This is a genomic window from Mycobacteroides immunogenum, from assembly GCF_001605725.1.
In the GTDB taxonomy this organism is placed as follows: domain Bacteria; phylum Actinomycetota; class Actinomycetes; order Mycobacteriales; family Mycobacteriaceae; genus Mycobacterium; species Mycobacterium immunogenum.
Genome location: NZ_CP011530.1, coordinates 688,294 through 711,318, shown reverse-complemented (window position 1 = coordinate 711,318; position 23,025 = coordinate 688,294). Strand labels below are relative to the sequence as shown.

Annotated in this window: 21 protein-coding genes; 12 read left to right on the top strand and 9 right to left on the bottom strand. The window is 65.0% G+C overall.

The window, feature by feature from the left end; translation table 11 throughout:
* Positions 1-19: 19 nt before the first annotated feature.
* Both ipdF and ipdE1 read right to left on the bottom strand, forming a co-directional pair.
* Complete coding sequence (gene ipdF / locus ABG82_RS03615; protein ID WP_043079761.1) at positions 20-808, bottom strand: (5R,7aS)-5-hydroxy-7a-methyl-1-oxo-2,3,5,6,7,7a-hexahydro-1H-indene-carboxyl-CoA reductase; 789 nt, start codon at positions 806-808, stop codon at positions 20-22.
* Positions 809-1,960, bottom strand: a complete 1,152-nt coding sequence (gene ipdE1 / locus ABG82_RS03610; protein ID WP_043079762.1) for an acyl-CoA dehydrogenase IpdE1 — start codon at positions 1,958-1,960, stop codon at positions 809-811.
* 78 nt (positions 1,961-2,038) lie between these two features.
* Between ipdE1 and ABG82_RS03605 the strand changes: the two genes are divergently transcribed.
* The 5 genes from ABG82_RS03605 to ABG82_RS03585 are packed head-to-tail and all read left to right on the top strand — an operon-like array spanning position 2,039 to position 7,073.
* The gene (locus ABG82_RS03605; protein ID WP_043079763.1) at positions 2,039-3,613 is read left to right on the top strand and encodes a FadD3 family acyl-CoA ligase; all 1,575 of its coding nucleotides are present in this window, start codon (positions 2,039-2,041) and stop codon (positions 3,611-3,613) included.
* On the top strand, positions 3,613-4,764 hold the full coding sequence (locus tag ABG82_RS03600; protein ID WP_043079764.1) for an acyl-CoA dehydrogenase family protein: 1,152 nt from the start codon (positions 3,613-3,615) through the stop codon (positions 4,762-4,764). Before ABG82_RS03605 ends, ABG82_RS03600 begins: the two co-directional genes overlap by 1 nt.
* A complete protein-coding gene (locus ABG82_RS03595; RefSeq protein WP_043079765.1) occupies positions 4,761-5,726 on the top strand; it encodes an acyl-CoA dehydrogenase family protein in 966 nt (321 codons plus the stop codon). The genes ABG82_RS03600 and ABG82_RS03595 overlap by 4 nt, the downstream gene beginning before the upstream one ends.
* Positions 5,723-6,676, top strand: coding sequence for an acyl-CoA dehydrogenase IpdE2 (gene ipdE2, locus ABG82_RS03590; protein ID WP_078343923.1), 954 nt, complete (start codon positions 5,723-5,725; stop codon positions 6,674-6,676). The genes ABG82_RS03595 and ipdE2 overlap by 4 nt, the downstream gene beginning before the upstream one ends.
* 22 nt (positions 6,677-6,698) lie before the next feature.
* A complete protein-coding gene (locus tag ABG82_RS03585) occupies positions 6,699-7,073 on the top strand; it encodes a DoxX family protein (RefSeq protein ID WP_043079766.1) in 375 nt (124 codons plus the stop codon).
* 26 nt (positions 7,074-7,099) lie between these two features.
* Here the strand turns inward: ABG82_RS03585 and arr are convergent, their stop codons facing one another.
* Complete coding sequence (gene arr, locus ABG82_RS03580; protein WP_043079767.1) at positions 7,100-7,525, bottom strand: NAD(+)--rifampin ADP-ribosyltransferase; 426 nt, start codon at positions 7,523-7,525, stop codon at positions 7,100-7,102.
* A gap of 144 nt (positions 7,526-7,669) precedes the next feature.
* Here arr and ABG82_RS03575 point away from each other — a divergent pair, with 144 nt between their 5' ends.
* Together ABG82_RS03575 and ABG82_RS03570 are read left to right on the top strand one after the other, a co-directional pair.
* On the top strand, positions 7,670-8,941 hold the full coding sequence (locus ABG82_RS03575) for a hypothetical protein (protein ID WP_043079768.1): 1,272 nt from the start codon (positions 7,670-7,672) through the stop codon (positions 8,939-8,941).
* A gap of 59 nt (positions 8,942-9,000) precedes the next feature.
* Positions 9,001-10,113: an agmatine deiminase family protein gene (locus tag ABG82_RS03570; protein ID WP_043079769.1), complete on the top strand. Its 1,113-nt coding sequence runs from the start codon at positions 9,001-9,003 to the stop codon at positions 10,111-10,113.
* Positions 10,114-10,117: 4 nt separating this feature from the next.
* Here ABG82_RS03570 and fmdA read toward each other — a convergent pair whose 3' ends face one another.
* The 5 genes from fmdA to hsaA all read right to left on the bottom strand — a co-directional run bounded on the left by fmdA (position 10,118) and on the right by hsaA (position 14,454).
* A complete protein-coding gene (gene fmdA, locus ABG82_RS03565) occupies positions 10,118-11,374 on the bottom strand; it encodes a formamidase (RefSeq protein WP_043079770.1) in 1,257 nt (418 codons plus the stop codon).
* 14 nt (positions 11,375-11,388) lie between these two features.
* Positions 11,389-11,673: an FmdB family zinc ribbon protein gene (locus tag ABG82_RS28120; RefSeq protein WP_109475910.1), complete on the bottom strand. Its 285-nt coding sequence runs from the start codon at positions 11,671-11,673 to the stop codon at positions 11,389-11,391.
* Positions 11,674-11,758: 85 nt separating this feature from the next.
* Positions 11,759-12,325: a 3-hydroxy-9,10-secoandrosta-1,3,5(10)-triene-9,17-dione monooxygenase reductase subunit gene (hsaB, locus tag ABG82_RS03555; protein ID WP_043079772.1), complete on the bottom strand. Its 567-nt coding sequence runs from the start codon at positions 12,323-12,325 to the stop codon at positions 11,759-11,761.
* Positions 12,322-13,233: an iron-dependent extradiol dioxygenase HsaC gene (gene hsaC, locus ABG82_RS03550; RefSeq protein ID WP_043079773.1), complete on the bottom strand. Its 912-nt coding sequence runs from the start codon at positions 13,231-13,233 to the stop codon at positions 12,322-12,324. Before hsaC ends, hsaB begins: the two co-directional genes overlap by 4 nt.
* Positions 13,234-13,260: 27 nt before the next feature.
* On the bottom strand, positions 13,261-14,454 hold the full coding sequence (hsaA, locus tag ABG82_RS03545; protein WP_043079774.1) for a 3-hydroxy-9,10-secoandrosta-1,3,5(10)-triene-9,17-dione monooxygenase oxygenase subunit: 1,194 nt from the start codon (positions 14,452-14,454) through the stop codon (positions 13,261-13,263).
* A gap of 277 nt (positions 14,455-14,731) precedes the next feature.
* Between hsaA and ABG82_RS03540 the strand changes: the two genes are divergently transcribed.
* Entirely contained in the window at positions 14,732-15,784 is a 1,053-nt protein-coding gene (locus tag ABG82_RS03540; protein WP_043079775.1) for a ferredoxin--NADP reductase, read from the top strand.
* An 8-nt stretch (positions 15,785-15,792) separates the two neighbouring features.
* On the top strand, positions 15,793-16,329 hold the full coding sequence (locus tag ABG82_RS03535) for a hypothetical protein (protein ID WP_043079776.1): 537 nt from the start codon (positions 15,793-15,795) through the stop codon (positions 16,327-16,329).
* Between the two features lie 82 nt (positions 16,330-16,411).
* Here the strand turns inward: ABG82_RS03535 and ABG82_RS03530 are convergent, their stop codons facing one another.
* Entirely contained in the window at positions 16,412-18,559 is a 2,148-nt protein-coding gene (locus ABG82_RS03530; protein ID WP_043079799.1) for an acyl-CoA dehydrogenase, read from the bottom strand.
* 207 nt (positions 18,560-18,766) lie between these two features.
* Between ABG82_RS03530 and kstR the strand changes: the two genes are divergently transcribed.
* The 3 genes from kstR (at position 18,767) to ABG82_RS03515 (ending at position 23,015) form a co-directional block, all read left to right on the top strand.
* Entirely contained in the window at positions 18,767-19,444 is a 678-nt protein-coding gene (gene kstR / locus ABG82_RS03525; protein ID WP_043079777.1) for a cholesterol catabolism transcriptional regulator KstR, read from the top strand.
* Between the two features lie 59 nt (positions 19,445-19,503).
* Positions 19,504-22,038, top strand: a complete 2,535-nt coding sequence (gene otsB / locus ABG82_RS03520; RefSeq protein ID WP_043079800.1) for a trehalose-phosphatase — start codon at positions 19,504-19,506, stop codon at positions 22,036-22,038.
* A gap of 98 nt (positions 22,039-22,136) precedes the next feature.
* On the top strand, positions 22,137-23,015 hold the full coding sequence (locus ABG82_RS03515; RefSeq protein ID WP_043079778.1) for a metal ABC transporter solute-binding protein, Zn/Mn family: 879 nt from the start codon (positions 22,137-22,139) through the stop codon (positions 23,013-23,015).
* The last annotated feature ends 10 nt before the right edge of the window (positions 23,016-23,025 follow it).

Sequence of the window (23,025 nt, the reverse complement as noted above, 5' to 3'; positions counted from 1 at the left end):
GTCGAATACGTATCCGGCGTCACGCCCGCTGGCTGGATACCGAGATGACCTCACCGGTCAGGTAGCTCGAATAGTCGCTGGCCAAGAAGGCGATGGTGGCCGCGACCTCCCACGGCTCGGCGGCACGGCCGAACGCCTCATCGGAGGACAGTTTGTCCAACAGGTCCGACGAAGTCACCTTGTCCAGGAATTTGTGCCGGGCAATGCTCGGCGCCACCGCGTTGATGCGCACCCCATGCTCGACGGCCTCGATGGCACTGCACCGGGTCAGCGCCATGACGCCGGCCTTGGCCGCGGCGTAGTGCGACTGCCCGTACTGGGCGCGCCAGCCCAGCACGCTCGCATTGTTGACGATGACGCCGCCGTGCCCCACTTCCCGGAAATAACGCAGGGCCGCACGGGTCGCGCGGAAGGTGGAGGTGAGGGTCACATCGAGCACCCGGTCCCACTGGTCATCGGTCATATCGGCGACTGGGGTCTCACCGCCCAGGCCCGCGTTGTTCACCAATACGTCGATACGGCCCAGGGCCGCAACGGAATCGGCGATCAGTGCGTCGACGGCTTCGGTGGAGGTGACATCGCACACCACCGCGGCAACCTTGCCCAATCCCAGTGCGGCGAGCTCGTCCCGCGTCTCGGAAAGGCGGCGCTCGTGATAGTCGGAGACGACGACATCGGCCCCCTCGGCCAGCGCCCGGCGCGCGGTCGACGAACCGATGCCGGTACCGGCCGCCGCGGTCACGACGACGGCCTTGCCCTTCAGGAGGCCGTGTCCCTCAATCTCTTTCGGCGCCACTGCCAGGTTCATTTAGCGAGCCTCTCTGGGTAGACCGAGCACCCGCTCGGAGATGATGTTGCGTTGAATCTCGTTCGAGCCGCCGTAGATGGTGTCGGCGCGCGAAAACAGGAACAGCCGCTGCCACTCGTCCATCTCGCCGTCATCGGTCAACAGGGTCGACTTCCCGATGATCTCCATGGCCAACTCACCCAGATCGCGGTGCCAGTTGGCCCACAAAAGCTTTGACACGTTGTCCTGGCCGGGACGCTCTTCGTCCATGGTTGCCAGCGCGTATGCGCGCATGGTGCGCAGACCTACATAGGCCTGCGCGAGCCGCTCCCGGATCGCCGGGTCGTCCGCCGAACCGTTGGCCTTGGCCAGCCCGGACAGGCGGGAAAGCTCACGGGCATAGGTGATCTGGTTGCCGAGCGTCGAGACACCGCGCTCAAAGGTCAACGTGCCCATGGCCACCCGCCAGCCGTCACCCGGCTCCCCCACCACCAGGTCGGCAGCGGTGCGCGCGTTGTCGAAGAACACCTCGTTGAACTCCGAGGTGCCGGTCAGCTGGATGATCGGCCGAATCTCGACGCCCGGCTGATCCAGGGGTACAAGCAGATACGACAGACCCTTGTGACGCGAGGAACCGGGCTCGGTGCGCGCGACGACGAAACACCACTGCGACTGCAGGGCCAGCGAGGTCCACACCTTCTGGCCGTTGATCACCCACGCGTCTCCGTCCAGCACCGCGGAGGTGGACACGTTGGCCAGGTCTGAACCGGCGCCCGGTTCGGAATAGCCCTGGCACCACAACTCGGTGACGTCGCGGATGGTGGGCAGAAAGCGCTGTTGCTGCTCGGGAGTGCCGTACGCGATGAGCGTCGGTCCGAGCAGCTCTTCCCCCAGATGGTTGACCTTGTGCGGGGCCTCAGCCCGGGCGTACTCCTCGTAGAAGATGACGCGCTGGCTCACCGTGGCCCCACGGCCGCCGTGCTCCACCGGCCAGCCCAGGCAGGTCCAGCCCGCCGCGGCCAGATGACGATTCCAGGCGAGCCGCTCATCGAAGGCCTCGTGCTCGCTGCCCGGACCGCCCAGCCCCTTCAACTCTGCGAACTCACCGACGAGGTTCTCGGCCAGCCATTCCCGGATTTCGGCGCGCACCTGATCATCAGAGATCTCCGACATCGGTGCTTGGTGCTCAACCACTCCAGTAGGCTAACCTACCAAGCACTTGCTTGTTATTGGAAGGTGGGTCGGACGCGTATGGAATCGGCGCAGCAGACACCCGAACTCACCATTCCGGCAGCGTTAGACCAGGCAGCAGCACGTTTCGGCGAGCGTGACGCCCTCTACGCGGACGGTTCCTGGTTCACATTTTCCGAGCTGCGCGCCCGCGCCCGGCGCTTCGCCGCCGCGTTGATCGCGCTCGGCATCGAACACGGAGAACGGGTCGCCATCTGGTCGCCCAACTCGTGGCATTGGCCCATCGCCTGTCTGGGCGGGCAATACGCCGGAGCCGCCATCGTCCCCATGAACACGCGGTACACCGTCGATGAGGCGACAGACATCCTGCAGCGCAGCCACGCTCGGGTGCTGGTGTCCGTCGGAACATTCCTCGGCTCGGATCGCATCGCACAACTGGATACGTCGGCGCTGCCCGATCTGCGACACATCGTGAGAGTTGCGGTGGAATCCGGCGACGAATCCAGCTGGGACGCGTTCGTCGCACACGGAGATGACATCAGCGACGAGACCATCGACAAGCGCAAGGCCACGGTGAGCTCCGAGGACATCAGCGACATCCTCTTCACCTCCGGAACCACCGGCCGCAGCAAGGGTGTGCTGTGCATGCACCGCCAACCATTGGCGGCCTCGCTGGCCTGGGCCACCTACGGCGAGTTCACCGAAAACGATCGCTACCTCTGCGTCAATCCGTTCTTCCACAACTTCGGTTACAAGGCGGGCATCCTCGCCTGCCTTCAGACCGGTGCCGCACTCATGCCACAGCTGACCTTCGACCCCGAAAAAGCAATGGCCGCAGTCCAAGAGCACAAGATCACCGTGCTACCGGGCGCACCCACCATCTTCCAGATGCTGCTTGACCACCCCGCGCGCAAAAACTACGACCTGACCTCGTTGCGGTACTCCGTGACCGGCGCGGCCGTGGTGCCGGTGGTGCTGATCGAACGCATGCAATCCGAGCTGGACTTCGATCTGGTACTCACCGCGTACGGTCTCACCGAGACACAGGGCTTCGCCACGATCTGCCGCTCCGACGACGACGCCGTCACCGTCGCCACCACCTGCGGGCGGCCGATGATCGGCTACGAACTACGCATCGACGGGGCCGAAAAGCCCGGCGACGAAGGGGAAGTGCTGCTGCGCAGCGCCAATGTGATGAAGGGCTACCTCGACGATCCGGCGGCCACCGCCGAGACCATCGACAGCGAAGGTTGGCTACACACCGGCGACATTGGCAAGCTCGACGCACGTGGGAATCTGACGATCACCGACCGGCTCAAGGACATGTACATCTGCGGTGGGTTCAACGTCTACCCCGCCGAAATCGAGCAGGTGCTGATGCGTCTCGATGGCGTGACAGATGCCGCCGTCATCGGGGTGCCCGACGCGCGACTCGGCGAGGTCGGTAAGGCGTACATCGTGCTCAGGTCCGGCGCGACCCTGCGCCCCGAGGACGTAATCGAGTACAGCGCAAAGCATGTGGCGAACTTCAAGAAACCGCGGTTTGTCGAGTTCCTCGACGAGCTTCCCCGCAACTTGGGCGGCAAGGTGGTCAAACCCACTCTGCGGGCCATGCACCAAGAGGAGAGTAGCTAGTGGACCTACTTCTTGACGACGAGACCGAGGCATTCCGGGCCGAGGTACGCGAATTCCTCGCGGCTAATGTCCCGAACCCGCCTCTGCCCTCCTATGATTCACCGGAAGGTGCGGTGGCACACCGGCAATGGGAGCGCACGCTATACGACGCGGGATTCTCCGCGGTGTCCTGGCCCAAGGAGTACGGCGGCCGCGACGTCACCCTGCTGCAGTGGGTGATCTTCGAGGAGGAGTACTTCCGGGCCGGCGCACCGGCGCGCATCAGCCAGAACGGCATGTTCCTGCTGGGGCCGACGCTGTTCGCGCATGGCAGCAAGGATCAGCTGGATCGTGTTCTCCCGAAGATGGCCAACGGTGAGGAGACCTGGGCGCAGGCATGGTCTGAGCCCGAGTCCGGGAGCGACCTGGCATCGCTGCGCTCGCCCGCCCGCAAGGTAGACGGGGGCTGGCGACTGTCCGGGCAGAAGATCTGGAGCTCACGAGCACCCTTCGCGGACAGGGCATTCGGATTGTTCCGCTCTGATCCCGACGCGCAGCGCCATCAGGGTCTGACGTACTTCATGTTTGATTTGAAGGCCGAGGGCATCACCGTGCGCCCCATCCCGCAGCTGGATGGCGATCCCGGCTTCGCGGAGATCTTCCTGGACGACGTGTTCGTACCCGACGAAGACGTCATCGGCGCGGTACACGACGGTTGGCGCGTGGCCATGAGTACATCGAGCAACGAGCGCGGCATGTCACTGCGCAGCCCCGGCCGCTTCCTGGCCACCGCGGATCGGCTGGTCGATCTGTGGAAATCGGTTCCGGAGAACGGGTTCGCATCCGAACGCGTCGCCGACGCCTGGATCGCGGCGCAGGCCTACCGGCTGCACACCTTCGGCACCGTGACCCGGCTGGCCGGCGGCGGAGAGCTGGGTGCCGAATCCTCGATCACCAAGGTGTTCTGGTCTGAGCTGGATGTCGCCCTGCACGAGACCGCGATCGATCTGCGGGGCGCCGACGGCGAGCTGACCAACCAGTGGACGGACGGATACCTGTTCTCACTCGGCGGCCCGATCTATGCGGGCACCAACGAGATTCAGCGCAATATCATCGCCGAGCGCATCCTGGGCCTGCCCAAGGAGAGCGCTCGAACCGGAGGTGCCAAGTGAAGTTCGATCTGGACACTCAACAGCGCGACTTCGCCGCCAGCATCGACGCGGCGCTGTCGGCGGCCGACGTTCCGGCGGCGGCCCGCGCCTGGGCCGCGGGTAATCACGAACCCGGTCTGGCCGTGTGGTCCACGCTCGCCGAGCTGGGCGTGACCGCCCTCGCGGTCTCCGAGAAATACGACGGCATCGGGGCTCACCCCGTCGACCTGGTTGTCGCCCTTGAGGGTTTGGGAAAGTGGGCCGTCCCCGGCCCCGTCGTCGAGTCGGTCGCGGTGGCCCCGCTCCTGCTGTCCAGCCACGAAGACGGCGCCGAGCCGTCCACCCGTATCGCCTCCGGCGAACTGATCGCCACGGTCGCCGCGCCGCCCATCACTCCCCGCGCCCTCGACGCCGATGTCGCCGGGCTGGTGCTCATCGCCGATGACATCGGCGTGCGCGAGGCGCAGGCGGGCACCCAGCACGAATCGATCGATGCCACCCGCCGGGTGTTCGACGTGATACCGGCCGGCGGCGGCATCTCTCTCGACACCAGCTACGCCATCAACCATGGCGTACTTGCCATCTCGGCACAGCTGATCGGCGCCGGACAGGCCCTGCTGGATCGGGCCGTGGAGTACGCCAAGCAACGTTCGCAGTTCGGGCGGCCAATCGGCTCGTACCAGGCCGTCAAGCACAAACTGGCCGACGTGCACATCGCGCTGGAGTTGGCCCGCCCACTGGTGTACGGCGCGGCACTCTCCATCGCCGACGAGTCCCCCACCGCCGCACGCGATGTGAGCGCCGCGAAGGTCGCCGCCGGCAAGGCCGCATATCTCGCCGCGCGCTCATCGCTGCAGACTCACGGCGCTATCGGCTTCACCGCCGAATACGACCTGTCCCTGTGGATCCTCAAGGTGCGCGCCCTGATGTCGGCGTGGGGTACGCCGGAGTGGCACCGTGCCCGGGTGTTGGAGGCACTGTGAGCGCTTCCGTGAACGCCGAAAGGCAGATGCTGCGCGACACTGTCCGCTCGCTGGTGACCAAGCGGGCCGATTCCGCCGCGGTCCGCACGGCCATGGAATCCGAACGCGGCTACGACGCGAGCCTGTGGACCGTCCTGTGCGAACAGGTAGGCGCCGCGGCGCTGCTGATACCCGAGGAATTAGGCGGTGCCGGAGGCGAACTCGCCGATGCCGCCATCGTGATGGAAGAGCTTGGCCGCGGGCTCGTACCCAGTCCGCTGATGGGCACGCTGTGGGCCGAGCTTGCGCTGCTCGATTCCGGATACCGCGGTGAGCTCCTGGAGATGTTGGCCGCCGGCGAATCGATCGGTGCGGTCGCCTTCGATCCGGGATATGTCGTCAACGGAGACATCGCCGACATCGTGCTCACTGTGGAAGGCGATGCGGTGAGCCTGGCGGAAAGCGTCACGACATCGCCGCTGGCCACCATGGACCCCACCCGTCGGCTGGCCGCCGTCGCCGTCGGCGCGGCCGAGCCCATCGGAACCGCCCCGGGATTGATCGACAAGGCCGGGTTACTGCTGGCCGCCGAGCAGGTGGGCGCCGCCGCACGCGCACTGGATCTCACCGTCGAGTACACCAAGACACGGGTGCAGTTCGGGCGCGCCATCGGCAGCTTCCAGGCCCTCAAGCACCGGATGGCAGACCTGTACGTCCTCGTCGAATCCGCGCGCGCCACCGTCTACCAGGGGATTGCGGACCTGACTCCCGAGGCCGCCACAGTGGCGAGAATCAAAGCCAGCGAGGTACTTTCGGCGGTATCCGGTGACGCGATCCAGCTGCATGGCGGCATCGCCATCACCTGGGAGCACGACGCACACCTGTACTTCAAGCGTGCGCACGGCAGCGCATTGCTGCTGGGCACGCCGCGCCAGCTGCTGCCAAATCTGGAGACCGCTGCAGGACTCTGATCCGTCTGCCTAGACTCCGAGCATGGAGACCAAAGCCAGCCCCTGGCCCGCCTACCGACTGGCCGCGATGCTGCTCGGCGTCGGCGTGGTGCATTTCGTCGCGCCGAAACCGTTCGACGACATCGTGCCCGCGGAACTCCCCGGCGATGCCCGGTTCTATACCTACGCCTCCGGTGTTGCCGAGCTCGGCACCGGCGCGTTGCTGCTGGCACCCAAGACGCGCAGGCTAGGCGCCACGCTGGCCGCGCTGCTGTTCATTGCCGTCTTCCCCGCCAACATCAACATGGTGCGGCTGTGGTGGGACAAACCGCTGCCGCTCAAGCTCGGCGCCATCGCCCGGCTCCCGTTGCAGATCCCGATGATCACCGAAGCTCTGAAGGTCCGCCGTACGGCATAGCCGGGCCTGGCCGTCCCTAGGCAGCCCTAGTCATAGATGACGGCATTGCCCTCGCGCTTGAGATCGGACAGCCCCGCCCGGAAGGTTTCCATGAATTCCGGCGGGGGCCCTTCCCAGTCCAGTACTTCGCCCACGATGCGCACCGGTTCCCGGGACCGGTACGAGTGAGTGGGGTTCCCCGGAAACTTCTTGTCCGTCACGTTCGGGTCGTCTTCCAAGGTGCCCTCCGGCTCCACGATGTACACGTGGCCCCGGCCCTCACCCTTGGCCATCATGGCCGCCAATCCCGCGCCGATCAACGTCCTGGTCACGTAGATGTGGTTCATCACGCGGCCCTCTTCGTAGTTCGACAGATGACCCGGCGTCAACAGATCACCTATCGCCAGGTCGGCCTTGGTGCCGTGGAAGTACGCGCCAGATTCGTGCGCCTCGAAAAAGTCCGGGATCGTCATACCAGCTCCCATCAGTCGAAGTTCGTGGTCGCAGGATTGTGCGCCACGGTGGGGGCCTTGCCGCAAGCCCCCCTTCATGCCATATTTTGAAAGGAGAGAAGCCAAAAGGTTGACCGGTCCAACTCTCAGTGGTCGAGTTGGGGCATGCCGCTGCAGATATCCGACCGAGAACGCGACGCGCTGGCTCAGGTCACCCAGTTCCCGTTATTGGCAGCGATCAGCGGCCGCCGGTCACGGCGCTTCCCCACCGGGGGCCACATACCCGACGGCCCATTGGCCTACACCAGCACAGAACCTGTCACCCCGATATCGGAAGTTGAACGGGCACTGATTCTTTCGGTGGTCGGCGGGGTAACCGGGTGGCACTACGGCATCACCTATCACCCCGGATACGCCCCCGCATTCCCCAACTACTCCGGCAGCGCCACCGGTCGCACCTTTCCCTCCGCCGCCGGATTTCACACCAGCCAACTCTTCTTCACCGACGACACCGGGATCTACCTACTGCCCACCCGGGACGAACCGCCGCGGGAGTTCTCAACGATCGAGGACTGGATCACCCACACCGCCGACTCGTACGTCCAGATCTCGGACACACGTCTGGAGCTGCCCCGCGAAGAGCCATATATGGAGGGTCACAACATCTGGATCGGAAACCATCCAGGCAGCCTGCTGGCCTTCCCGGTCGCCGATCTGGCCGAACACCTGATCGCGAACCTGTCCTTCTTCGCCGCGAACGGCTATCTCATCTACGACGACGTCAACAACCGGAGCATCCCCGGCACCGAAAAATTCGGGAGCCTGCGCAACTACGGGGACCCGATTCCGCTGTCCTTCGTCGAGCAGTACACGCTCACCGAGGCCAGCGCCGAGCTGGCCACCGCGACACACAACGGAGTACTGCTCCTGCAAGCGCTCGGCCTGGGCGGCTGGATGTTCGACGGCCTCGACCGGCTGTCGGTACTGGGCGGATCCGGCGACCCACGCGCGCCCGGTATCGGATTCAGGTCCGACAGCGACGAGCGGTGGCCGTTCCCCAACGCCACCGGCTTGCCGGGATTCTTCGAAACCCTCAGCCCGCCACATGTGCCGACGGTCGCGGACGGCGTCGCGAAATACATCGATCGCAAATACGGTCCAGGAGGCCCTTTCCACCCCGACACCCCGGGCGCCTGGGCAGATTCACGCAAGGTTCGTTCGGCCGCGCTGCCCGCCGAAGCGATCCAGGAGATCGTCACCGTCGAGGCCTCCTACATCTATGACGCCTTCGGAAAGATTCCCGGCACCGTTCCCACCGTGCACGCGCTGATGTACCTGCAGGCACAGAACATCGACCTGGGCTTCTACGACACACACTTCGGCCCGGGCGCCTATCTGCCCACACACGCCGAACATGCCCGGCGCTGGTACGGCTAGCGGGCCGGGCGTCGTGCTCTGGTCTCGCTCAATAGCTCGAATTGGTCGACACTGAGATAATGCAGCGACGAAATCTGTTGAAGCTCGGTGCGGCGACCGCAGGTGCCGTCATGCTGGCCGCCTGCGCTGATAGACCGGGTGGCGACGACGATACTGAGGTCGTGGACGACAACACCTCCTGGCACATGCCCGATGAGGGCGAGCCGCATCTGCGAACCTGGATGGCCTTCGGTGCCAGTGCCGAGATCTGGGGACGGCGACTCCACCGAAAGGTTCAGCAGAATCTCGGCGCCATCGCACAGGCCATTGCACAGTTCGAACCGGTGTCCATGCTGGTGCGCCCGGACGAGACCGAGCTGGCTCGCCAATGGGCGGGCCCCAACGTGGAGTTGGTGCCGGCCCCGCTGGACGACCTATGGATTCGGGACAGCGGACCCGTGTTTGTCCGTAACGAAAGTGGCAGGGCTGCCATTGATTTCAACTTCAACGGCTGGGGAGACAAGCAAGAGCACGAATCCGATGCCAGGGTCGCCGGTGAGGTGGCCAAACGCGCAGGAGTTCCGATCCTGCACACCAGCCTGATCCTGGAAGGCGGTGGCATCGAAGTCGATGGCCAGGGCACCGCGATCATCACCGAGAGCTGTGTGCTCAACGACAACCGCAACCGCGGCCGCTCCAAGACTGATGTGGAAGCTGAACTGCGGCGTCTACTGGGCCTGCAGAAGATCATCTGGCTGCCCGGTATCGCGGGTATGGATATCACCGACGGGCATACAGATTTCTACGCACGGTTCGCCGGGCCGGGGGTCGTCGTAGCCGGTCTGGACAATGACCCCGATTCCTTCGACTACGACGTGACCCGCCGTCACCTCGACATCCTCAACAAGGCCACAGATGCGGCCGGGCGCCCCCTGCGCGTGGAGGTACTCGAAGCCCCCGAACAGGGACGAGACGATTTCGAATCCGAGGATTTCGCCGCGGGATACATCAACTTCTATGTGTGCAACGGCGGCGTCATCGCACCCGAATTCGGTGATCCGCATGCCGATACAGAAGCCAAGTCCACCCTGGAACGGTTATTCCCGGGCCGCCGGGTGATTCAGCTGGATATCGACGGCGTCGCCGCCGGCGGCGGCGGTATCCATTGCGCCACACAGCAAGAGCCCCGATAGCTCCTCAGCGCGCAACCGAACGGGGCGCTCCCGGTCCGGCATCGATGCGGACCGGTCCGGCGGCCGAGGGCGTCACCGAAAAATCGAAAATGGCAGTCGGGATGTACACAGTGGCACAGGAATTCGGAATATCGACCACACCGGATAGGCGGCCCTCGATGGGCGCGGCACCCAACAGCAGGTAGGCCTGTTCCGGGCTGTAACCGAACTTGGTCAGGTAGTCGATGGCGTGCAGGCAGGCACGCTGATACGCCAAATGCGAGTCCAGGTATCGCTGTTCATCATCGAGGGTCACCGACGTTCCGGAGAACGCCAGCCATTGCGAGTACTGCGGATCGGTATTGCCCGGCATGAAGATCGCGTTCTCGGACACCCCGTATGTGTCCATGCCGCCCTTGATCACGTCCACATGCAGGTCGATGAAGCCGCCCATCTCGATGGCACCGCAGAAGGTGATCTCACCGTCTCCCTGCGAGAAATGCAGGTCACCGACCGACAGCTTGCCGCCCGGCACGAACACCGGGTAGAACACGCGACTGCCCTTGGTCAGGTTCTTGATGTCCTGATTGCCGCCGTTTTCCCGCGGAGGTGCGGTGCGGGCCGCCTCGGCCGCCGCCTTCTCAAAGGATGCGCCGCTGAGGGCACCCAATACCGCGTCCCGGGGTTCCGGGGGAAGTGCCAGCGCGGGAACACGGTTGGGGTCGGTGGCGATCAGCGCACCCTCACGGGCATTCCATCTCGCCAACAACTCCGCGGACGGCGCCGTTCCCATCAGACCCGGGTGCACGATCCCGGTGAAACTGACGCCCGGGACATGCCGGGAGGTCGCCGTCTGTCCGGAGAAATCCCAGATTGCCTTGTACGCGTCGGGGAACTGCTCGGTAAGAAAACCGCCACCGTTCACCGTCGGGAAGATGCCGGTGTAACCCCACCCCTGACCGGCCAGCGGGCCTGAGTCTTCCTGCGGTATCGGGCCCACATCCAGAATGTCCACGATCAGCAGGTCGCCCGGTTGCGCCCCTTCTACCGAGAAGGGGCCGGACAACGCGTGCACCGTGGTCAGCGGGGCATCGCGGATGTCGTCGGCGGAGTCGTCGTTGTGGATTGCGCCGTCAAACCATTCGCGGCAATGCACCCGGAATGACGTACCCGGTTTGACGACGGCGGCCGGCGGAATGTCGGGGTGCCATCTGTTGTGCCCGATGATCTGTTGCTCGGTGAATTTCCTGTTCGAATCCAGCGGGAACAACACCTCGGGCATGGCATTCCTTCCGATTATGGGCGGGGTAGTTTGCGGTGCAAGGGATTTGATGTCACAGGCGCCGATCGACGCATGGTGGGCGGCAGTGCGGAAACCACCGCGGGTTCGCTGGCGCTGCGCGCGGTGGCGTCGAGCAGGCGCATGCGCGCAGAAGAACCGCGGCTCATTCCCGCGATACCAAAAACCCGGCGTGCCGGTTCAGGGCAGCCGGGGCAGGGAACGGTGTTCGGAGCGGTGGCGACGGCGAAGTTGCGCGCGGTATCGCCACAGCTTGTACACCGATACTGATACAACGCCATGACCCGCCCTCACCGAGGTAGCACTTGGATCTGAGACGTTACGCCGGATTGGCCAGGCCCGCAGTGGAAACGAGTGGCAGCCCGGTTACAGCCAGGTGTCCTCGGTGGTGGCGGTGAGGAACGCCTCCAGGTCATTGCGCCAATCGGCGGGCGTGGTCTTGTCCGGCTCGATACCGGTGTACTGCCCGCGGTAGAACAACAGCGGACGAGTAGCGGTCGGCTTCTCCGGGATCTCGCTGAGTTCCTTGACCGATCCAAACACCACCCAATGATCTCCGCCGTCGTGGACGGTAGCGACCTCGCAGTCGATGTGCGCCAATGAACCATTGATGATCGGCGACCCAAGTCCCGATGGGCGCCAGTCGATTCCAGCGAACTTGTCCGGCTCGCGCGAACCAAATCGGGCGGACACCTCACGCTGATTCTCAGCCAGCACGTTCACGCAGAACTTGCCTGACGCCTCGATAGCCGCCCAGGAACGCGACTGCTTGGTGGGACAGAACAACACCAGCGGGGGTTCCAGCGACAGCGCGGCGAAGGACTGGCAGGCAAAACCCACCGGCGTGTCCTCGTGCGTCGTGGTAATGATGGTGACGCCGGTACAGAACTGCCCCAGCACATTCCGGAACGTGCGCGGATCGATATCCGTCACTGGTTCAGCTTCGCACCGATGGTGAAGTCGTGGCCCCACAGGCTGACCGCGGTGCTCTCCCGCGCGATCCAGGAGTCATCTTCGACCTGCCTTCCCTCGCAGCCGAATTCGATGTCGAATCCGCCCGGCGTCTTCATATAGAAGGACAGCATCAAATCGTTGACATGCCGGCCCAGGCTGGCCGACATGGGCACCTTGCGGCGCAGCGCGCGATCCAGGCACAGACCCACATCGTCGGAGTTCTCCACCTCGACCATCAGGTGCACGATGCCGCTCGGCGTAGGCATGGGCAGGAACGCCAGGCTGTGGTGCCTCGGGTTGCAACCGAAGAAGCGCAACCAGGCCGGCTCACCGTCCGCGGGGCGCCCCACCATCTGCGGCGGAAGCCGCATGGAGTCACGCAGCCTGAATCCCAGCACATCTCGGTAGAAATGCAGCGATTCGGCATCGTTCTTGGTGGACAGCACCACGTGGCCCAGGCCCTGGTCTTCGGTGACGAACTTGTGCCCGTACGGGCTCACCACCCGGCGATGCTCCAGCGCAACGCCGTGGAACACCTCTTGGATGTTGCCCGACGGATCCTCGAAAACAATCAGCTCGTCGACCCGGCGTTCGGCCTTCTCCTGCGCGGTGCCCTCCTTGTAGGGCGTGCCGTTGGCCTCAAGCGCTTCACGGACCTGTTGCAGCCCAGCGGCGTTGGCCGCCTCCCAACCGGTGACCGAAAGACGGTCGTGCTGACCGGGGACGATGACCAGACGTGCGGGGAAATCGTCCATGCGCAGGTAGAGCGCACCGTCAACGGTGCCCTTGCCCTCGACCATGCCGAGGATCTTGAGCCCGTACTCACGCCAGGCCGCCATGTCGGTGGCCTCGATGCGCATGTATCCCAGTGAGCGGATGGCGTCCATTCTCGGATTCCTCCTAAATACCCGGCGTTAAACCATTGTGTCGGTGGCGGGCAGCTCGAAGGCGTGGTTACCCCAGATTTGGTACGCCCGCTCGGCGTCGTTGGCGGCGTGCACACGACCTGCGTGGGCATCACGCCAGAAACGCTGCACCGGAGCGTCGTTGGACAGCGCGGTGGCGCCGGAGTTCTCGAACAACAGGTCGATCGACGCGATCGCCCGGCCGGTGGCACGCACCTGGTCGCGGCGCGCGGCAGCACGCAGCTCGAAGGGAACCTCCTGACCCGCCGAGATGAGAGCGAACTCGTCGCCCACATTCCCGATCAGCTGACGCCACCCGGCGTCGATGTCACTGGCGGCCTCGGCCACGCGCACCTTGGTGAACGGGTCATCCTTGGCCTTCTCACCAGCGTAGGCGGCGCGCACGCGCTTGCCCTGAGCCTCGACATGTGCGTCGTACGCGCCATAGGCCATACCCATGATGGGCGCGGTGATAGTGGTGGGGTGCATTGTGCCCCAAGGCATCTTGTAGACGGCAGCGGTGTTGGTCTCGTATCCACCGGCGGTCTGGTCGTTCATCTTCTTGTAGGACAGGAACCGGTGCTTGGGCACGAAGACGTCCTTGACCACGACGGTGTTGCTACCGGTGCCACGCAGGCCGACCACATTCCACACGTCGTCGATGCGGTACTCGGTGCGCGGGATCAGGAAGCTGCCGAAGTCGACGGGACGGCCATCCTTGATGACGGGCCCGCCGAGGAACGCCCAGGTGGCGTGGTCACAGCCCGAAGACCAGTTCCACGAGCCGTTGACGAGGTAGCCGTCACCGGCTTCGGTCACCACACCGGCACCCATCGGGGCATACGAGGAGGACACGCGCACATTGGTGTCATCTCCCCAGACCTCCTCTTGCGCCTTCTGGTCGAACAGCGCGAGGTGCCAGTTGTGCACACCGATGATCGAGGCGACCCAGCCCGTGGAGCCGCACGCGCTACCCAAACGGCGCACCGCTTCGTAGAAGGTGGTGGGAGCGGTCTCGTATCCACCCCACTGCGACGGCTGCAGCAGCTTGAAGAAGCCGATCTCCTGCAGTTCGGAGACGGTGGCATCGGGCAGACGCCGCAGGTCCTCGGTCTCCTGGGCACGCTTGCGCAGGCTCGGCAGCAGGTCGTCAATTCCCGCGAGAACCGCCTGAACTTCGTCCCGCTGTTCGGTCGTCGTCACTGTTCATCCTTCCGCGTTCCGCCGATACTTGTCGTTAGCATCAGTCGGCACAAACTAGGGCTAGTAGTTCGCGACACCCGCTGTACACCCTCGGTGGTAGCGCGCGTTCACTGCTGAGACTAGAACACGTTTCGATCTGTGTCGACATCGCCTTGCCCACCCCGGGAAGGCGGGCTCATCTGGAACGAAGCGCCGACGGTGTTGTAGGGCCAAAGGTCAATTCTGTAACCTGTTCTAGTTCGGCCGCTCGCCGACGACGACTGACGGAGGAAATGACGTGACGGACGTTCCGCTCGGGAAGCACGTCCTTGAGGTGCGCATCGCCGAGGTGATCGACGAGACCGCCGACTCCCGGTCCCTGGTCTTCGAGATTCCCGAAGAGGCCGCCGACAAATTCGCGTACACGCCCGGTCAGTACCTCACGCTGCGCATTCCGTCCGACCGCACCGGGTCGGTGGCACGCTGCTACTCCCTGTCCAGCTCCCCGCATATCGACGACCGGTTGACGGTCACGGTCAAGCGCACCGCGGACGGATACGGGTCCAACTGGATTTGCGACAACGCACACGCCGGCATGCACATGCATGTGCTGGCGCCGTCCGGGGTTTTCGTCCCCCGAGACTTGAGCCGAGATCTCCTCCTTGTCGCCGGCGGCAGCGGCATCACCCCGATGATGGCCATCTGCAAGTCCGCACTCTCGCAGGGCAGCGGCAAGGTGGTGCTCATCTACGCCAATCGCGATGAGCAATCCGTGATCTTCGGGGCGGCGCTGCGCGCGCTGGCGGCCGAATACGCGGACCGGCTGACCGTCATCCATTGGCTCGAATCCGTGCAGGGGCTGCCGTCGCAGCAGCAGCTGGCCACGCTGGCCGCACCTTTCGCCGATCACGAGGCCTTCATCTGTGGCCCAGGACCATTCATGGATGCCTCGGAGGCCGCGCTCAAGGGCAACGGCATGACCGACGATCGCGTACATATCGAGGTATTCCGGTCTCTGGAGAGCGACCCCTTCGCGGAGGTTGTCCTTGCCGAACCGTCGGATGACGATGAACCACCGGCCACCGCCACCGTGGAACTCGACGGTGAGACCCACGAGGTCAGTTGGCCGCGCAGCACCGTGCTGCTGGACGTGCTACTCGCCAAAGGGCTGGACGCACCGTTCTCCTGCCGCGAAGGGCACTGCATGACCTGCGCCTGCATCCTCAAGGATGGCAAGGTGCGCATGCTGGTCAACGACGCGTTGTCCCAGAACGACATCGACGACGGATACATCCTGGCGTGCCAGGCGGTACCGGAGACCGACGAAGTCAACGTAACCTTCGACGAGTGAGAGACCCCATGGCTCGCCTCGTAAGCGCCGCCGTACTGCTGATGGCCGCCACCAATCTGATGACCCCAGCGACGGCACACGCCGAAGTCAAGACGGCCGATGTGAGCACGCCGGTCGACGACGCCCGGCAACTCGAGGTCCACGCGACCGCGGATTGCCGCAAGGCCGAGCGGCAGTGCTACTACACCGCCACCGTCAATCTGCGCGGGCCTAACGGAATCGAAGGATTTCCCGGAGATCTGTGGGCCAGACAGACCACCGAACTGCGCACCTCCGACCGGCTGAACTACCTATGGGTGCAGTGGGCCGACAACCCCAACACCGTCGAGCACAACGGCGGCAGCACCTGGACCCTGACCACCGTGTACATCGGCGGGGGCACGCCCGACCGGTTCCAGATCTCCGGAACCACGCAACCCACCGACTGGGCCACCGGACAACCCAAGCTCGACGCCGACTACATCGTCTGCAGTCGCGTGGAGGCCAATTTTGATGGCCGCTATGTGATTTCACCCGATGCCTGCGCGGTGGCGCGCTTCAGCTGAGCTCTCTCACCGACACGCCGTGTTGTGTGTGCGCCACTCGCGAAACGCGTCAAAAACCGTAGTCTCGACGCGATTCTTGCCGCTAACGCGGCAAGCCGAGTAGCCGCTCACCCGCCACACTGAGCAGGATCTGGGTGGTGCCGCCGGCGATGGACAGGCACCGATCCCGCATGAACAACCACATCTCGCGCGACTCCACCGCGCCGTGGGTGTCCACGTAGTCGAGGATGTGCTCCGAGAGCCCCTGCCGGTGCCGAACACCGACGAGCTTGCGCACGCTCGAAGCCGCACCCGGGTCCTGCCCGCCGATGGCGCGCACCGCCGTGCGCAGATCCAGCAGCGCGCCGGTTTGCGCTGAGCACACGAATACTCCGAGCGTATCGAGTTGTGCCGCATCTAATTCCGCATCACCAATGAGCGCGAGCAGCGATTCCATGGCCTCGTCGAGGGTGCCGCCGCCGGCCATCGCCACTCGCTCGTTGGCCAAAGTGGTACGGGCCAGGCGCCAGCCGTCATCAACCGAGCCCACTACGTTCTCGTCCGGAACGACGACACCGTCAAGGAATACCTCGTTGAACATCTCCTCGCCCGTGATTTCGCGCAGCGGCCGCACGGTGATGCCGGGGGTCTTCATGTCCAGCAGGAAGTAGGTGATGCCCTTGTGCTTGGGAACATCAGGATTCGTGCGGGCCAGGCAGATCGCCCAGTCCGCGATCTGCGCCTTGGAGTTCCACACCTTCTGTCCGTCCAGCTTCCAACCGCCGTCGACCCGGGTTGCCTTGGTGCGCAACGCCGCAAGATCGCTGCCGGCACCGGGCTCGGAGAACAGCTGGCACCACTCGATCTCACCGCGCAGGGTGGGCGCGACGAATTGTGTTATCTGCTCCGGTGTTCCGTGCTCGAGAATGGTCGGAGCAGCCCACCAGCCAATTACCAGGTCTGGACGGGCAACGCCCGCCGCATGCAGCTCCTGGTCGATGAGCAACTGCTGCGCGGCGCCGGCACCCAGCCCATACGGCGCCGGCCAATGCGGGGCCAAGAAGCCCGTCTCGGCCAGCCGGACTTGATGCTCATGCTGTGGCGCCGAGGCGATTTCCGCCACCGTCGCCGCAACGGTCGCACGCTGGGCCTCCACCTCACCAAGGTCGATCGTCAGCGACCGGCGGGTGCCGTCAAGGGTGAGCGCGGCCGCCTTACGCCGCCATACCGCGGGCTTACCCAGGAACGATTGCAGGGCGTAGGCCCGGCGCAGGTACAGGTGCGCGTCGTGCTCCCAGGTGAATCCGATACCGCCGAGGATCTGGATGCAATCCTTGGTGTTGGCCACCGCGGCGTCCACGGCCACCGCCGCCGCGACCGCCGCGGCAATCGAAAGCTGTGGGGAATCACCGCTATTCGCAAGGACATCCTGCGCACACCCGGCGGCGTCCCAGACGGCGACATCGGCCTGCTCGACCCGGCACAACATCTCCGCACACATGTGCTTGATGGCCTGGAAGCTGCCGATCTGCTTACCGAACTGCTCGCGCACCTTGGCGTACTCGACGGCGGTCTGCAATGCCCATCGCGCCACACCCACCGCCTCCGCCGAGAGCGTCACCGCGGACAGATCGGCGACCACCGCGGCGGGCAGGCCCACCGGATGCGCCACGGCGCCGTTCAGCGTGATCTCGGCCCACGGGCGGGAGAAGTCCGTCGCCTTCTTGACCGCTACCGCGGCACCGGTATCCGCACAGTCCACGAGCACCCACCCGTCGGGCCCCGGGGCCAACAGCAGTCCGTCGGCAGTGCCGCCCAGCACCGCCGGCAACACGCCGGAGGCACGCCCCCCGTCGACGGTCAGATTCCCGGCGAGTGCCAGGCCCGCCGTCCGCTCCCCGGCGGCCAGTGCCGGGACGAATTCCTCGTGCCCGTCAACGGCGAGGACCACCGCGGCCAGCGCGCTGGTGGCCACCGGACCCGGCACCAATGCTGCCGCGGCCTCATCGACCATGGCGATCATGTCGTCGAATCCGGCGCCCGATCCACCGGCGGCTTCGGGCACCGCGACACCGAAAATGCCCAGCTCAGCTAGCCCTGCGTAGGCAGAACCCCACCCGTTGGACTCCGATTCCATCTTCCGGACCGACTCAATGACCGCCGCGCTCTTGGCCCACTGACGGACCGCGTCCCGCGCGGCTTCCTGTACTTCGGATGAGCCGCTCGCGCGAAGACCGGACGGTACCGACACAGTTTCCTCCTGCTGTTTTTCGACACAAATCACACTAGAACGTGTTCTAATATCGTGATTGGGTTCAGTGTAGTAGGAACGCATTCAGGCTGTACAGAGCGCTACCGACGAGCCAGGGAGACCTGATTCGGCCGACAGGCATCCGTATAGTTGTGCGCTGGAACCGTCGCGTGCAGACGCGAGATTGAGGGCAGGGAGTACAGACGCATGGCAACGCCTCGGACATCTAGCGCATCGGAAACCGTGCAATCAGGTGACGCAGACACCGACGCGACAAGCCAGCCTGCCGCCGTCTCCGCGCTGTCCGACGACGACCTCGGTTCCAGTGCGCAGCGCGAACGCCGCAAGCGCATCCTGGACGCCACGCTGGCCATCGCCTCCAAGGGCGGCTACGAAGCGGTGCAGATGCGCACCGTCGCCGAACGTGCGGATGTCGCCGTCGGCACCCTGTACCGCTACTTCCCGTCCAAGGTGCATCTGCTGGTGTCGGCGCTGGAGCGCGAATTCGAGCAGATCGACGCGCGGTCCGATCGCAACACCGTCAGCGGCGGCACACCCTACGAGCGACTGCACACGGCGATCACCCGACTCAACCGCAACATGCAGCGCAATCCATTGCTCACCGAAGCGATGACGCGTGCGCTGGTCTTCGCCGACGCTTCCGCCGCCGGTGAGGTTGATCACGTGGGCCGATTGATGGACGGCATCTTCGCTCGGGCGATGGCCGGCGACGACGACCCGACCGACGCGCAGTTTCACATCGCCCGCGTCATCTCAGACGTCTGGACCTCCAACATGATTGCCTGGTTGACGCGGCGGGCCTCCGCGACCGACGTGAGCCATCGGCTCGATCGCACCGTCCGGCTGTTACTCGGCATCACCTAGCCGCGACGCTCGGCCTAACCTGCCCCACGCAGGTAGCGGACGTAGACTCGGGACCCGTGGTGAGTGCCCAAGATCTGCCCGTGGAATTGCGCCGGGCTCTTTCCGAGGTCGCCCGTACACCCCGTCTGCTGGTGGCCTCCGACTATGACGGAACGATCGCCCCGCTGGTCAACAATCCCGACGATGCCCGCCCGCATCCCGAATCGACCACGGCCCTGCGGGCTTTGGCCGGGCTGCCATCGACCACCTCCGCGTTGATCTCCGGCCGCGCGCTGCGCGACCTGGCGACCCTGTCGCGGCTGCCCGCCGAGGTGCATCTGGTCGGTAGTCACGGTTCGGAGTTCGACGCCGGCTTCGTGCATGCCATCGACGGGGACGCCAAGGCGCTGCTCAAGACCATCGCCACCAAGCTGTCGGCCATCGCCGCCGAATACCCGGGCGTAGCCATCGAACTGAAACCCGCGAGCGTCGCGCTGCACGTACGCAATGCCTCCGACGCGGACGCCGATGCCGCACTGAGTCAAGCACTCTCGGTGGCGAACGGCTGGGGTGCGCAAGTCACCGAAGGTAAGAAGGTTCTGGAGTTCGCCGTCATACCCACGGACAAAGGCCAGGCCCTCGACATCCTGCGCCATCAGGAGGGCGCGACCGCCGCGGTGTTCTTCGGCGACGATGTCACCGACGAAAAGGCCTTCAAACGGCTGCACGGCCCAGACCTTGGCGTCAAAGTGGGCAATGGCGAGACACTTGCCGGATATCGCATCCCGGACACCGAATCCGTAGGCACCGCACTGGCTTTCCTGCTCGAAGAGCGCCGCACCTGGTTACTCGGCGGTCATGCCACCCCGATCGAGCGTCTCACCATGCTCGCCAATTCGCGCACCATCGCACTGGTGACTCCCACCGGCGATATCACCTGGATGTGTCACCCCGAACCCGATTCCGCGGCGGTCTTCGCACACCTCCTCGGCGGAGACGAGGCCGGACACTTCACCATCGGTCCCGCGCGCGCGGCCCTGCCGCTCGGCCAAAAATACATCGACAGCACTATGACAGTCGAAACACGTTGGGCCAGCCTGCAAGTAACCGACTATCTGGCCCATGACGAGATCCCGGGCCGCACCGACCTGATTCGGGTGGTCACCGGCGAGGCCGAGGCGGTGGTGACCTTCGCCCCGCGCCCCGAGTTCGGCCAGGCCCCCGTACAACTGGTGGCCGAGGGTGACGGCCTACGCGTGCTGGGCACCAACGATCCGATCGTGCTGCGCGCGCCCGGCGTCACCTGGACAATTGGGGCCGACGATCAGACCGCAACAGCGACCATCAGCCCAGCCAATGGACCCGTGGTTCTCGAACTGCGTTGTGGTACTGAGGATCTCGGCGAGAATCCAATCCCCGAGGCCGAGCTGCGGGAACGTGCCGAGTCGTACTGGCGCGACTGGGCGCAGACCCTGACGCTGCCCGATCGCAAGCCCGGTCTGATGAAACGCTCGGCACTGACATTGCGCGGACTGGTGCACGCGGAGTCGGGCGCGATCATGGCGGCGGCCACCACATCGCTTCCCGAAGACATCGGCGGCATTCGCAACTGGGACTACCGGTACTGCTGGCTGCGTGACGCGTCGATGACCGCCTCGGCACTGGTGGCGCTGGGCTCGCTCGGCGAGGCAGAGGGCCTACTGGGCTGGCTGCACCGGGTACTCGAGCATCTGCCCGGACCCGATCGCCTACACCCGCTGTACACGCTGGCCGGAACGGTGCTGCCACCCGAAGCGGTCATCGACTCACTGCCCGGGTATGCCGGCTCCCGGCCGGTTCGTGTTGGTAACGCCGCCAATTCACAAGTGCAGCTGGACGTCTTCGGCCCGGTGGTGGAACTGATCCACGACCTGACCCACGCACGCAAGCGGCTCGGGCATACCGACCCGCTGACCGATGCCGACTGGAACCTGGTGTCCGACATGGTTCTTGCCGTCGAACGTCGTTGGTACGAGCCCGATCACGGCATCTGGGAGATCCGCGGCAATCCCCGGCATCACGTCTACTCCAAGGTGATGTGCTGGGTCACGGTGGACCGCGCGGTGAAATTGGCCGACGAGTTCGGCCGCCAGGCCCCACCGTCATGGGCCGCGCTGCGCGACGAGATCGCCGCCGAGGTTGTGGAGAAGGGCTGGAACGAGTCGGTCAACTCCTATACCGCCGCCTATGACGGCACCGATCTGGACGCCGCCACCTTGTATATCGGGCTATCTGGACTGATCGACCCCGCCGATCCCCGCTTCACCGCGACGGTGATTGCCACCGAGGCAGAACTGCGCAGCGGCGCGACGGTGTACCGCTATCACCGCGACGACGGCTTACCCGGCGGCGAGGGCGGATTCCATTTGTGTGCGGCCTGGCTCGTCGAGGCCTATCTGCTCATCGGGGCGCGGTCACAGGCCGAGCTGCTGTTCGACCAGCTGGTCAAGGCCACCGGCCCCACCGGCTTGCTGTCCGAAGAGTACGACCCCGTGGCCGAACGCTCGCTGGGCAATCATCCGCAGGCCTATAGCCACATCGGGCTGCTGCGCTGCGCCGCGCTGCTGTCCTCATAGCGGCAACAGCTCAGCGAATCCTGCCAGGTTTTGCACAGGTGCCACTCCATACGCCATAATGAAAACCGTTTTCATTACTAGATGGCTGGAGGTCTGCGATGCCCACTCGCGTGGCTTTTTTGGCTGTGGCGATGGCAACCGCCGGAGCGCTCGCACTGGCGGGCTGCGGCCAGCCCCACCAGCAGACCGGTGAGCCCACGATCGTGGCCTCCACGGACGCGTGGGCCTCGGTGGCCCAGGCCGTTGCCGGGGATCATGCCAAGGTGAGTGCGCTGGTCAGCGGCGCCAACACCGACCCGCATTCCTTCGAAGTGACGCCCGCGGCGGCCGCTCAGGTCCAAGACGCCACCCTGGTTGTCTACAACGGAGACGGATACGACCCATTCATCGACAAGCTGCTCAAGGATGGCGAGCCGCGGGTCAACGCCTACCAGCTTCTTCCCACCGACTCCGCCGACAAGAACGAGCACGTGTTCTACAGCCTGCGCACCGCTCAACAGGTGGCCAACAACGTCGCGGACGACCTTTCCAAGTCCGACCCGGACAATGCCGATTCCTACCGTACGAACGCGAAACAGTTTGAACAGCAGCTTGATTCAATCGCCAGCCGGCAAAAAGACATCGCCGACAAGTATCGGGGCAAGGCGATTCTGGCGACCGAACCTGTGGCCAGCCATCTGGTCTCCAATTGCGGGCTGGTGGACGCCACCCCGCACGACTTCGCCGAGGCAGCCGAGCAAGGGCGGGACCCTTCCCCCGCGGATGTTGCCACCGCGTTGGATCTGATCAGTACCAAACAGGTTGCGGCCCTTCTATTCAACCCACAAACTGCGGGATCGGTCACCAATCGGATCAAGCAGGCCGCCGAATCTCACGGTGTCCCGGTGGTGACGGTGACCGAAACCCTGCCCGAAGGAACCGACTACATCACCTGGCAACGACGTACCACCGAGCAGCTCGCCGCGGCCCTGGGATGAGCCGGTGCGC

Coding starts and splice junctions, on each gene's coding strand:
- ABG82_RS03515 (WP_043079778.1), top strand. CDS start 22,137: ATGCCCACTCGCGTGGCTTTTTTGGCTGTGGCGATGGCAACCGCCGGA.
- ABG82_RS28120 (WP_109475910.1), bottom strand. CDS start 11,673: ATGGCGTTGTATCAGTATCGGTGTACAAGCTGTGGCGATACCGCGCGC.
- ipdE1 (WP_043079762.1), bottom strand. CDS start 1,960: ATGTCGGAGATCTCTGATGATCAGGTGCGCGCCGAAATCCGGGAATGG.
- ABG82_RS03605 (WP_043079763.1), top strand. CDS start 2,039: ATGGAATCGGCGCAGCAGACACCCGAACTCACCATTCCGGCAGCGTTA.
- ipdF (WP_043079761.1), bottom strand. CDS start 808: ATGAACCTGGCAGTGGCGCCGAAAGAGATTGAGGGACACGGCCTCCTG.
- ABG82_RS03535 (WP_043079776.1), top strand. CDS start 15,793: ATGGCTCGCCTCGTAAGCGCCGCCGTACTGCTGATGGCCGCCACCAAT.
- ABG82_RS03570 (WP_043079769.1), top strand. CDS start 9,001: ATGCAGCGACGAAATCTGTTGAAGCTCGGTGCGGCGACCGCAGGTGCC.
- ABG82_RS03585 (WP_043079766.1), top strand. CDS start 6,699: ATGGAGACCAAAGCCAGCCCCTGGCCCGCCTACCGACTGGCCGCGATG.
- kstR (WP_043079777.1), top strand. CDS start 18,767: ATGGCAACGCCTCGGACATCTAGCGCATCGGAAACCGTGCAATCAGGT.
- hsaC (WP_043079773.1), bottom strand. CDS start 13,233: ATGGACGCCATCCGCTCACTGGGATACATGCGCATCGAGGCCACCGAC.
- arr (WP_043079767.1), bottom strand. CDS start 7,525: ATGACGATCCCGGACTTTTTCGAGGCGCACGAATCTGGCGCGTACTTC.
- ABG82_RS03575 (WP_043079768.1), top strand. CDS start 7,670: ATGCCGCTGCAGATATCCGACCGAGAACGCGACGCGCTGGCTCAGGTC.
- fmdA (WP_043079770.1), bottom strand. CDS start 11,374: ATGCCCGAGGTGTTGTTCCCGCTGGATTCGAACAGGAAATTCACCGAG.